We start from the raw sequence: 11,634 nt of genomic DNA on the forward strand, positions 1-11,634 counted from the left end.
AACGCGATTATATCCAATTGCGGGTAACATTCCGGTTAAAGGATGCAAGAATGAAAAAGAACCGCAGCGAAACCATGACAAAGGAAATGTTCGACCCATGCCCCTGTCGCGTCTGAATCCCGAACAGCTGGAGGCGGCCAGAGCGCCCTTTGGCCACAACCTCATCATCGCCTCCGCCGGCACCGGGAAAACATCCACGATCGTCGGGCGTATCGGCTTTTTGCTCTCCGAAGGGGTGGCGCCGGAAGAGATTCTTCTGCTGACATTCACCAACAAGGCGGCGGCGGAGATGATCGAGCGTGTGGCGGGCTATTTTTCACGTGAGACAGCCGGAAAGATCGAAGCCGGCACTTTCCATGCCGTGAGCTACCGGTGGCTGAAGAGGATGGAGCGCCCCATCATACTCAAGCAGCCTTCGGAGCTCAAGACACTCTTTCGAAGCATCTACGAAAAACGCCAGTTTCACCATGTGGGAGCCGAAGCGCAGCCTTTTTCGGCCAACTATCTCTACGATCTCTACTCCCTCTTTCAGAATGCGACGATGGAGCCTTTCGAGGAGTGGTTCCCGAAACGGCACGAGGGGCAGGAACCCTATGTGGATATCTATCTCGATATTATCCGGGAGTTCGAGGAGACGAAAAAGGAGTTCGGTTTCGTCAATTTCAACGACCTGCTCATTCTGATGCGCGAAGCGCTCGGCGAGAGAAAGCTCCCCTACAAAGAGGTGCTCATCGACGAGTATCAGGACACCAACGAACTGCAAGGCTCGCTGATCGATGCGATGCGTCCCCCGTCGCTCTTCTGTGTCGGCGACTACGATCAGAGTATCTATGCCTTCAACGGCGCGAATATCCACATCATCGGCTCGTTCACGAAAAAGTTTCCCGACGCCAGGGTTTTCACTCTTTCGAAAAACTACCGCTCCACGGCTCCCATTCTCTCTTTGGCCAATACGGTGATCGAGCACAACGAGAGGATCTACCCCAAACAGCTCGAAGTGGTCAGGGAAGGGAGTGCGCAGATGCCGAAGCTTCTTATTTTCGACAATCTGATGCAGCAGTACGAATCGATCGCGCAGCTCATTCGTCGAAGCACGACGCCCCATCACGAGATTGCCGTCATTTTCCGAAACAATGCTTCCGCCGACGGGATCGAAGCGATGCTCAGGGAACAGAACATCTCGTGCCGCCGCAAAGGAGGACGGAGTTTTTTCGATGCGAAAGAGGTGAAAGCCGCGCTCGATCTGGCGACACTGGTGGCGAATCCGAAAGATTTGATGGCTTTTATTCACATATTCGATTATGCCAGGGGAATCGGCAGCGCCACCTCCAGGGAGCTTTTCGAAGGGCTCGTGGCTCTGGGGGATGGGAATATGTTCGAGGGGATGTTCCGTCCCAAAGCGATGACCAACCCTTTCAAAGCGCGGGCGACAAACTACCAGCTGGGGCTTTTCGACCATCCCACACAGATCGGCTCGGTCTCTCGCTTCGCGCATATGGGGCTCGATGAAAATTTTCTGGCCCATCCGATTCTCAAACATCCGGCACTCAACAGCGACGGCGTCCGGTTCATTGACGATTTTTTCAGACTGATGGGATCGCTTCGGGCCAAAAAGCAGCCCCAGTCGATCGTGCGTGCCATTCTCTCCTCGCCTCTTTACGCTTTTGTCGCAGACCAGTTGGCCTCCCGGCGTGCTACGCTCAAAAACGGGGAGATCGATCCGGCGAAAAAAGAGGAGTCGATGGAGAGAATCCGACGCAAAGGGGTGCTGCTAATCCAGCTGGCTTCAGCCTACAATACCCTCGAAAAGTTCATCAATGCCATGGTGCTCGGAGGCAGGGAGCTGAGTGAAGGGGAGGGTGTCAATCTCCTGACAGTCCATGCGAGCAAAGGGCTTGAATTCGACGAGGTATATGTGATCGACCTGATGGACGGCCGGTTTCCCAACAGAAAACTCGCAAGCGGTGCCGGGGAGATCGAAGAGGAGAGGCGACTCTTCTACGTAGCCGTCACACGGGCTAGAGACATGCTTTACCTCTCTTACGCAAAACACGACAGTTTCAAAGATACCGATTTTTTCCCTTCCCAGTTTCTCTACGAAGCCGGTCTTTTGAAAAAAGACCGGACCTACGAGAGGCTCAAAGGGCTCAGTGGCCTTTGACGGCGCGAGCCATATCCCACATCGGCAGGAAGATACCCAGAGCGAGCAGAAGAACGAGCGCGGCGATGATAGCCAGCATGATCGGTTCGATGTAGGATGACATGTTGTCGAGAATGTGGTTGAAACGCATACGGTAGTAGTCGGTGACTTTGCGCATCATATTGTCGAGCTGGCCGCTGCTTTCACCGGCCGAAATCATCTGGATGATCATGTTTTCGAAGACACCGGTGTCCTTGAAGGCCTCGGTGAGGCTGATACCCCGGGAGACCGAGACCTTGACCGCTTCGAGCTTTTCACGCATGACCGCATTGTCGATCATACCCGTGGCCGTATCGAGCGCGTCGGCAATGGGAATACCGGCATGGACCAGTTCGGTGAAGACGATGGAGAAGCGGTTGAGAGTCGCAAAGAAGATGATATCTTTGATCAGATAGGTTTTAAGCATCAGTTTGTCGGCTTTGTACTTGAAGTTGTCGTTGTTCCTGTACAGGTAGAGAATGATCACGATGAAAGTGACAAGGCCGGCAAGCACGAGCAGTCCGTAATTGCTCATGACATATTCGATGCCCAGAAGAATTTTGGTCGGAAGCGGCAGTTCCGCATGGAATTTTTCGAAGATCGATTTGAATTTGGGCACGACGACCATGATCAGAATGGTAAAGGCGATCGCCATGGCGCCCAACGTGATCATCGGGTAGCGCATCGCCTTTTTGAATTTCGCGACGTTTTCTTGAATCTCTTCGAGAATGTCCGCCAGGCTCGAGAGGGCATCGGCCATATTACCCGTCTGTTCTCCCAGTTCGATCATCGCCAATGTGATGCCTCCCACATCGTATCGGTATCGCCTGAACGTTTCAGAAAGGCTCAGACCCGCGTTGATGTTTTCCGAAGCCTGCTGCAGGATCTCTTTGAGTTTGGCATCGTTGGTGGCGTTGGCGATTTCGTTGAGTGCGTCATGGATGGAGATGCCGGCATTGGTCATGACTGCCAGCTGGCGAATGGCTGCGATGAGATTTCTGGGTTGGACCTTTTTGTTGGCCACGGTGGATCTGAACTGGGAGATGAACTCCTTGATCGTGGCGTCAATGGGAGCGGAGATCTCTCTGACCCGAACCAGGGTGCCCTGATAATCCTTTTTCGTCTTTTTGATGGCATCGGCCCTGTTGAGAGCCTTGAGAATGATGTTGCGTCTCGTGCCCCGGACCAAAAGTGTAACTTGATAATATTTCATGATAACCTCGCAACTCGTAATACTTCTTCGATGGTCGTATGCCCTTCCAGGGCCTTTTTGACTCCATCCTCGATCATGGAGACGAATCCCTGCCTCAAAGCCTCTTCTGTCAGTTCCGCTTTTGAGGCTTCCCGTGCGATCATGCTTGTGAGTGTTTCATTGACGCGCAGAACCTCGCTGATCATTTCCCGTCCGCTGTATCCCGTTCCCTGGCACTCTTTGCAGCCTGTTCCTTTGTAGAACTGATAGTTTTCCGGAATGTATTCCTGGAGTTCTTCAATGATATGATCGGGAATTTCGACAGCTTTTTTACAGTAGGGACATATTTTGCGAACCAGGCGCTGCGCCTCGATGGCAATCAGTGAACCGCTGATGAGATAGGGTTCGATTCCCATGTCGGCCATACGGGTGATGGCACTGATCGCGTCGTTGGTGTGAAGCGTGGAAAGCACGAGGTGTCCGGTGAGTGCCGCCTGCACAGCGATACGCAGAGTCTCCTGGTCGCGAATCTCACCGATCATGATGATATCGGGGTCCTGCCTCAAAATCGAACGAAGCGCACTGGCGAAGGTGAGTCCCACTTTCGTATTGACCTGAACCTGCTGTACGAGATTCATCTGGTATTCGACGGGATCTTCGACGGTGATCAGTTTTTTGTCCACGCTTTTGAGGTTGTTGAGAGCCCCGTAGAGTGTCGTGGTTTTACCGCTTCCTGTCGGTCCCGTGACCAGGACGATTCCGTAGGGAATTTTCAGGGCGTCGTTGAAAATTTTGAAGTTGTGCGGGCTCATGCCGGCATCTTCGAGGCGTATCATCACTTTCGATTTGTCGAGAATTCGCATGACGATCGATTCGCCGTTCATGATGGGGAGCGTAGAGACACGGAAATCGAATTCACGGTTCATGATCGTGGCCGAAAAGCGGCCGTCCTGGGGTTTGCGTCTTTCGGCGATATCGAGATTGGACAGAAGTTTCAAGCGTGAGGAGAGGGGAGGGTAGATGTCTTTGTCAAACCGGAAACTCTCTGTCAGCATCCCGTCGATACGGCTTCGGACGATACAGCTGTTCTCTGTCGGTTCGATGTGGATGTCGCTGGCACGGCCGATGATGGCGGATTTGAGAATCACTTCGATCAGCTTCAAGATGGCCGAAGATTCGCTCGCTTCCGTGGCGGAGGCGCTTTCTGAGATCTCTTCGCGTATTTCGTTGACCAGACCTTTGATGCTTTCGGACATCTCGAGACGGTTGAGATGATAGGCGATCTGGCTGGGTCTGGAGAGTGCGACGATGACGGGTTTTTTGGGGAATGCCCGCTGGATCGTCTCCTGTGCGCTGAAATCGAAAGGGTCTTTGAATACGACAGTGACATTGAGATCACTCTCTTTGACCGGCAACGCGCCGATTTTTTCCAGTTTCTGCATAGGAAGTCTCGAGATGAGGCGCAGGTCGATATCGATCTCGTCGAGATTGATATACTCCATTTTCATCAGTTCGGAGAGATGCTTCAAAATCGTATCTATATTGATCGCTCCGCCCTCTTTTTCGAGCATTTCCAGGGAGAGATTGCCTTTGCGTACCTCGTCGGCGATGAGTTTGTAAGCCTGCTCCGCATTGACGATGTTGTGGTCGATAAGAGACCGGAGCGTGATCTTTTTCGTTTTTTTGCTTTTGATGAGTTCGGCTATCTGCTCTTTGGTTACCAGTCCATGTGCAATAAGCAGTTCTACTATTTTACCCATACTTTACCAATACCTGTGTTTTTTCAAAAGATGATTGTCGAGTCGCTCCTCTATCACCATTTTGGGAGCGCCTTTTCCGTATTCGCAATAGAGTACGTAAAGCATCTGTGGTCTCTTTTTGGAATTGAAATAGTATTTGTCATCCACCTTTTTATACTCTTTTCGCGTGTACATGTCAAATACTTCCGAGAGGATGTAGTCGGTTTTGGGAAGTCTCAGGTGGGTGATGTCCACATTGTCCAAGAGTGCATGGTAAAGGAGCTTTTTTTGAAGAATGATCGTAGCGAAATAGCTGGCGTTCGCACGCTCCGTTTTCGTATGCCTCAGACCGGTCATGGGCACAGCCAGGCGGTCGATGTAGTCTGATCTGAGGCAGGAAAAACCGTACAGCATCAGAAACTTGGAGTTTTTCTTGTACCGGTTGAAAATTTTCAGGCCGAGATGGCACGCCTTGGCATACTGTTTTTGCGTATAGAGAGAATAGAGTGTTTCCAGTTCCGATGCGTAAAGCGATGTTGTGACATAAAGAGGCAACAGAAGAAGCGAAATTTTTTTCACAGGCCACTCTCCAGGGTTTGAAGATAGGATTTGACTTTTTTGGATGAGTACTGGTTGAGATAGATACGCAATGCATTGATCGCATCCTCTTTCTGTCCAAGTTTAACTTTCGCCTGGGCGAAAAGCAACCAGCTCTCTTCACTGGAAGGATCGAGAGAATTTGCCACGATGCTCCACCGGACGGTTTCGTTGTAGTTGCCTTTTTTGTAGAAGCTCTGTGCAATATAGGTGGCAAGCTTCGGATCTCTTTTCTGATTGAAACGTTCGATCAGATATTCGAGAGTGTTGTTGGTCCGTTTCGTCTGGATGAGCAGAGAGGATTTTCTTTTGGGTTCGACCTGAACGGACACGGCGTTTGTCTGTTTCGCCGGGACCGGTTCGATCTCTTCCAGTCTCGGTTTTTTCGTCTTTTTTTCCGCTCTGGATGTTTCGTTTGCAACCGGAATCACTTCCTGCTTGACAGGCGTGTTCGAAACGGGCTTCTCTTCTTTCAGCGATGCTTTGAACTCGCTGAGAAATGCCGTATCGGGATTGAGGACGACCGATGCTTCCCCGGTTTTCGGAGTCGGGGCTTTTTCTCTTTTTTCGGTAGGTTGGACGGTTGCGGGCTTTACAGCGGCCAGAGCCGGTTTTTCGGGAAGCTGTGTCGATGCCGATACCGGTTCCGGTGATCTCGTCCGCTCCTGCGCTTTTTCATGCTTTTTTGCAACGGGAGCCGCTGTCGGTTTTTTCCCGACGACTCTTTCAGACTGCTCCAAAGAGGGAAAAAGCGTGCGGATTTCCGGCCACAAGAGTGTGGCTGCCGCGCCTCCGCCAAGAAGCAGCAGAGTGACGACGAGCGGGCGGAACTGCTTGAGTTTGTAGCGTCGCCACTCTTTTTCCAACTGTTCGATTTCAAGCATGGATATATCCCAGTTTCAAAGCGGACATTTCGATAAATTTGTTTTTGATCGTACGGTGGGCGATTTTGGACGGTTTGTTGTTTTCGTAATAGTCGTAGATTTCAAAAAGTGTGTACATCAGTTTGTTGATTTCCCTGTAGTTTCCTTTTGTGAATTTATGGATATGTTTGATATTGGTTTTGTCGAACATGCTGGCGATCTCGAAATAGTTCTGCTGTATCAGTTTTTTCTGAATATACATCTGCGTATCGTGGACCGTTCCGTTTTTCAGTTCGATCGTCTCCCAAATTCTCGACTGGAAATGCTCTTTGGCTATAAGGTCCTCTTTTTCCGTCTTGTGCAAAGAGACGACGAATTTGATAACGCGTGTATCGGAAATGAGCCGTATCTGCTCCATCATTCCGGAAGGATAGAGCTGCGCCTCGTCCAACAAAACGGTGATATGTTTTTCATCTTTGAGCGTATTGCAGATATCGATGAACTGGTTGTATGTAAGATGTTCGGGCACCTCGTCCTCTTCGATTAGGAAAGAGTAGAGCGTTTTGATGAATTCGTCGGGATTCTGTATAGGGGTTGAGATGAGAAAGACATTCTCTTTCTCTTTGAGGTCATGATAGATTTTGTTGATGAGTATGCTTTTGCCCGTTCCCGGCTTTCCATAGAGCAGTATCATTTTCAGAGGTTTGGCGATACTCTCCTGAAGTTTGTTGTAAAACAGGATCGAGGTATCGAGGCCGATGTACTGGCTGATCTCGATCCTGTCGATGAATATTTTCTGCAGCTCTTTGAATTTGCTCATTGCATATGGGTCAAATTGCTATCGGAGAGTCTGTTGTATCCGATATCTTTGAGTGTCATAGAATTCTTCGCTTTGACCAGATGCGGCGTGACGATGATAACCAGTTCGATCTTTTCGTTGGTTTGCTCATCATACTTGAAAGCGTAGCCAAGCAGGGGAATGTCGCCAAGCAAGGGAACTTTGTTGGTCTCATTCTGAACTTTGTCGGTGATGAGTCCACCCAGAATGACATGGGCACCGTCTTTGACCGTGACAACGGAAGCCATCTGCCGGCGCTCGAGGTCGGGCGGCATCGTTCGGTTGACATTGTCGTTGGTGACGGGATTGATCGTATCGCTGACAGAAGGGTTGATTTTCAACGTGATCGTGCCGTCTGCAGAAATTTCAGGGGTGATATCAAGCAGAATCCCCGCAAACACCGAATCGATGATTTCATTTTGCGCCACGGTGCTTCCGCCTGTGTTGCTGAGAGTGGTGCTGTTCTGTATTTTGTAGAAATACTGTTTTCCTACCGTAATCATTGCCGCCTGATTGTTGAGTGTCAGGACTTTCGGATTGGAAACGGAGTGGACATCCCCCTGTGATTCAAGAAACTTGATGATCGTCCCAAGCTGGGCGTTCATGACGATATCCGTGAATGTCGCCACTTTGCCGATGACAGGATCGGCGATGAAAGGTATTTTCCCGCCAAGTCCGTCACCCGGAGTGATGCCTCCTTCATTGATGTTGCTGTTGGTCCGGAGTCTTTCGGCGGATACACTGAAGTTTTGCAGTTTGTATATTTCACGCCAGTCGATACCGGTTTCTTTTCCTTTTTTCAAAACGACGGCGTACATTTTTACATCGATCAGTACCTGCTTGTGCAGACGGTTGATCAGATTGTCGAGATACTCTTCCACACGGTCCAGCTGCTTTTTCGTTCCGGTGATCGTGACAAGACCCGACTCCTTGTCGATGACAGGAGCTCCGGCCTGATAGGTGTCTTCGGGGCGGTTGAGGATGTTTTCGATCTGATCGGAGAGCGTTGCCCAGAAAATGAATTCGTCGTTTGAAGAGATGTCGATGCCGCTTTCCGATTCCCCGGTGCTCATGTTGCTTGTCGAAACCATGCCCCCTGTACTTCCCACCGTCTGCTGGCTGGCCACTCCGCTGGCGAGCATGACCTTCGTATTGCTCTGACTTTTGCGGTCGGTGCTGATATAGTCGACATGGAAGGTTTTCGTCAGCAGATAGGAGATTTTCAGGATATTGCCGTCAAGAGAGTAGTTCAGATTGTGTTCGTTCAATGCGACATTGAGGACTTCCGGAAGCGTTGCATCTTTGAGAGAGAATCGGTTCAACGGCATTTTCAGCCGTTTTGCAGCCTCTTTGTCTTTGATTATAAGTGTCAGATCGCACTGTTCCGCCAGTTGATCAATCAATTCGGAAATCCTGGTCCCCTTGTTCGCCTTGATGTTGAACAGGTTGTCTTCGCAGCCGGCCTTCAGGTTGCTGGTCATCCCGACCGATGCCGTAATAACCGCTGCCAAAATTGACATCTTGATTGTTTTTATGCAATTCATTCCCAATCCTTATTTCGCGAGAAGTTTTATTTTTTTACTTTTTGGACGCTTCAAAAAGACACGCACCTGTTTGTTGTTACGGACAAGCAGGACATTGTCCTCCCCGATTTTCGATATTTTGTATCCGTTCACTTTTGCATTGAGCCCATACCATTTTCGGTTGATTTTGACCCGGTCGTTGATGATGGCCGTCAGGTTGAAATGGTACCGCTTTTTCCTCTTTTTTACATTTTTGGACATGATATATCGGCCACCTGGATAGATGAAAGGATCTTTCGCCGTGGCAACCTCTTTTTTCTCAAGCCCGATCCGTTCCTCTTTGATATCGTTGACGAGCTTGTCGATATCATTGATCGTGATTTCGGCATTGAGCACTGTCGCTGTCAAAAGAGCAACGGCCGTACTTTTAATCAATAGTTGATTCCCCATACTGATACCTTAAAGTTTGCGTTGATAGTCTTGTCGCTTTCGAGCTCAAGGTTGTAAATATCGACAACCAGCTCACTCTCTTCGATTTCGTTCAGGAAATTGATCATGTTCCTGTAATTTCCCGCACATTCGACACCGATTTCAAGAACATGTCCGAAACTGTCCTTGTTGTTGATGAATTTGTTGGAGATCAGGAAAATATCGATATTGTTCTTTTTCGCCTTGAGTGCGATCGAATCCAGAAATTTCGCCCAGTTCTTTTCGTTGAACAGAAGTTCCGAAAGGGTCTGGATCTGGTAATCGGAATATTCGTTGATCTCTTTGAGGTCGTTGAATTTGACCTGGAGCGTCTGTATCTCTTTTTGAAGCTTCTTGATTTTGTATCTCTGGTCATTGTTGACAGTCACGGAAGCGAGATAGGACTTCTCTTCGCGAATCTTTTTCTCCAGGCGTTTTTGCTGTTTCAGATCTTTTTTCAGCTGCTTTTCCGTGATGGGAATCAGATAGGAGTAGGAGATCAGACCGACAACCGCCATGATTCCAAGGACCATGAGGTAGAATTCACTCTCCTTCTTCTCCTCGAAATATCTGTCCAGTTTTTCCAGTAAATCCTCTATGATTTTCATAATACTGTCACCTTTAGATCGCCTTGATAGATACCGGTTTTCTCATCCTTGTATATCTTTTCGATATCTGTATGGATCTTCCTTTCATATTTATCGGTCAAATATTTGATGAATTGAGTGATCCTCTTTTCGCTGGTCGAGTAGAGCGAGAGAGTAAAAGTGTTGTCTTCGTCGACGATTTTGGTCACTTTTACATTGAATTTACCCATGTCGTTTCCAAAATTGACGATCGTTTTCGCTTTCATCGGGTAATTCACTTTTTTGTCGTAAATAGCGGAAAGAATTTTCTTTTTGGTTTCGAAAAGATCCTGCTCGGCCTTGATTTTCCCGAGGACATCTTTCTTTTTCGTCTGCAGCGAACTGATCTCCCTTTTGATGGAAGTGACCAGTTCGTTGAGTTTTTTCTCTTCCTTCGTCAGCTTTTCGTTGACGATTTTCGTGTAGGTGTCAAAGGTGTAGTTGTAGACCGGAAGCGAAAGCGCCAGTACCACTGTCGCCATGGTTGTGATGATAAACTGGCCGCTTCGTCTTGCAACGAACGGGGGAGGCCTGAAAAAGAGGGTGAAGTTTGGACTCTCTTCGCCTTCGATGTCTTTGATCGCTTCGAGAATACTGAGATAGTGGAACTGGTCGATGTACCACTCGCCCTTTTCCATTTCGTAATCGAAATCGAAATCGTTCGATTCGATACCAAGATAGGTATGGGCATATTCGTTGAGCCCCAGGATCGGACCGCTTTCGGATCCGGCGTAGAACATGTCGATCTTTTCGATGTCGAAGGCTCTCTTGGCGTAGATGAGGATGTCGTTGACATAGAGAAAGATTTCGCTGAAGAGCTTCATCAGCTGGTCTTGGTAATCGAAATTCGATGTCTTCAGCCCTTCGTTTTGCAGCATGTCGTAGAACGCTTCCTCATCGACCCTTTCGCCATACAATTCGCAGAAACGCTCGTAAATGTTTTCAAAAGAGTATTTCAGCGATTTGGAGTAGAGATATTCGCCATCCTTGAAGAGCGCCAGGAAAGCATCCTCTTTCTGAAAATAGAGAAAACCGTGGACGCCGAATGCGTCGAGAATCTCTTTTTCGTAGATATTTTGAATCAGGTAGGGTTTGGGATAGATGTAGTCGATATACTTGACCTGTTCCCTTATCGGATCGAACGTTTCGTGCAGCACTTCCGGTTCCGCTACGAAAACGTGGAAATAGCGGAGTTTGTCGGTTTTTCTTTCGGGTGCCTCGACAAAGCGGATGACATACTCGACGGCCTGGTCGAGACCGAGGTCGTCATACGCTTTCAGTTCGATGGCATCCTGCAAATCCTCCGGCGGGATGTTGACACTGATCTCTATGAGAGAGGAGATGAAATCTTTCGCGTCGAGGGTGGATACGACGAAATTCTTTTTGTCGTATGTCAGTTTTTCGATTTTTTGCAATGCATTGTTCTGGAACTGGTAATATTCTTTTTTGTATGCATTGATCGAGACGATTTTCTGAAGGTTCGGGTTGACCTGATCTACCATGGTTTGCGATCTTTTGAACATTTACTGCCTCTTTTTAAGTCAATACGTTATATAACTTGGGATCTATTCTAACCCAGCAAAACTTAAATATGAATTCAAGTTTTGAC

10 protein-coding genes are annotated in these 11,634 nt (G+C 48.7%); 1 reads left to right on the plus strand and 9 read right to left on the minus strand.

What is annotated here, in order from left to right; all coding sequences use genetic code 11:
• Nucleotides 1-97: 97 nt before the first annotated feature.
• Entirely contained in the window at nucleotides 98-2,161 is a 2,064-nt protein-coding gene (locus JMG82_RS01070) for an ATP-dependent helicase (RefSeq protein ID WP_201353096.1), read from the plus strand.
• Here JMG82_RS01070 and JMG82_RS01075 read toward each other — a convergent pair.
• The 9 genes from JMG82_RS01075 to JMG82_RS01115 are packed head-to-tail and all read right to left on the minus strand — an operon-like array spanning nucleotide 2,148 to nucleotide 11,527.
• A complete protein-coding gene (locus JMG82_RS01075) occupies nucleotides 2,148-3,392 on the minus strand; it encodes a type II secretion system F family protein (RefSeq protein WP_201353097.1) in 1,245 nt (414 codons plus the stop codon). The genes JMG82_RS01070 and JMG82_RS01075 overlap by 14 nt on opposite strands.
• Nucleotides 3,389-5,131, minus strand: coding sequence for a GspE/PulE family protein (locus JMG82_RS01080; protein ID WP_201353098.1), 1,743 nt, complete (start codon nucleotides 5,129-5,131; stop codon nucleotides 3,389-3,391). Before JMG82_RS01080 ends, JMG82_RS01075 begins: the two co-directional genes overlap by 4 nt.
• A 3-nt stretch (nucleotides 5,132-5,134) precedes the next feature.
• Nucleotides 5,135-5,689, minus strand: coding sequence for a hypothetical protein (locus JMG82_RS01085; RefSeq protein ID WP_201353099.1), 555 nt, complete (start codon nucleotides 5,687-5,689; stop codon nucleotides 5,135-5,137).
• Nucleotides 5,686-6,591 (minus strand): CDC27 family protein, encoded by a 906-nt coding sequence (locus JMG82_RS01090; RefSeq protein ID WP_201353100.1) that lies wholly within the window; start codon nucleotides 6,589-6,591, stop codon nucleotides 5,686-5,688. The genes JMG82_RS01085 and JMG82_RS01090 overlap by 4 nt, the downstream gene beginning before the upstream one ends.
• Entirely contained in the window at nucleotides 6,584-7,390 is an 807-nt protein-coding gene (locus JMG82_RS01095) for an ATP-binding protein (protein WP_201353101.1), read from the minus strand. The genes JMG82_RS01090 and JMG82_RS01095 overlap by 8 nt, the downstream gene beginning before the upstream one ends.
• Entirely contained in the window at nucleotides 7,387-8,928 is a 1,542-nt protein-coding gene (gene mshL, locus JMG82_RS01100; protein WP_201353102.1) for a pilus (MSHA type) biogenesis protein MshL, read from the minus strand. The genes JMG82_RS01095 and mshL overlap by 4 nt, the downstream gene beginning before the upstream one ends.
• Nucleotides 8,929-8,961: 33 nt before the next feature.
• A complete protein-coding gene (locus JMG82_RS01105) occupies nucleotides 8,962-9,366 on the minus strand; it encodes a hypothetical protein (RefSeq protein WP_201353103.1) in 405 nt (134 codons plus the stop codon).
• Nucleotides 9,363-10,007 carry a type 4a pilus biogenesis protein PilO gene (locus tag JMG82_RS01110; RefSeq protein WP_201353104.1) on the minus strand — a complete coding sequence of 215 codons (645 nt, stop codon included), beginning with the start codon at nucleotides 10,005-10,007 and terminating at the stop codon, nucleotides 9,363-9,365. The genes JMG82_RS01105 and JMG82_RS01110 overlap by 4 nt, the downstream gene beginning before the upstream one ends.
• Complete coding sequence (locus tag JMG82_RS01115; RefSeq protein ID WP_201353105.1) at nucleotides 10,004-11,527, minus strand: rhoptry family protein; 1,524 nt, start codon at nucleotides 11,525-11,527, stop codon at nucleotides 10,004-10,006. The genes JMG82_RS01110 and JMG82_RS01115 overlap by 4 nt, the downstream gene beginning before the upstream one ends.
• Between the last annotated feature and the right edge of the window lie 107 nt (nucleotides 11,528-11,634).

This window comes from Hydrogenimonas urashimensis (assembly GCF_016593255.1).
GTDB classification, from domain to species: Bacteria; Campylobacterota; Campylobacteria; order Campylobacterales; family Hydrogenimonadaceae; genus Hydrogenimonas; species Hydrogenimonas urashimensis.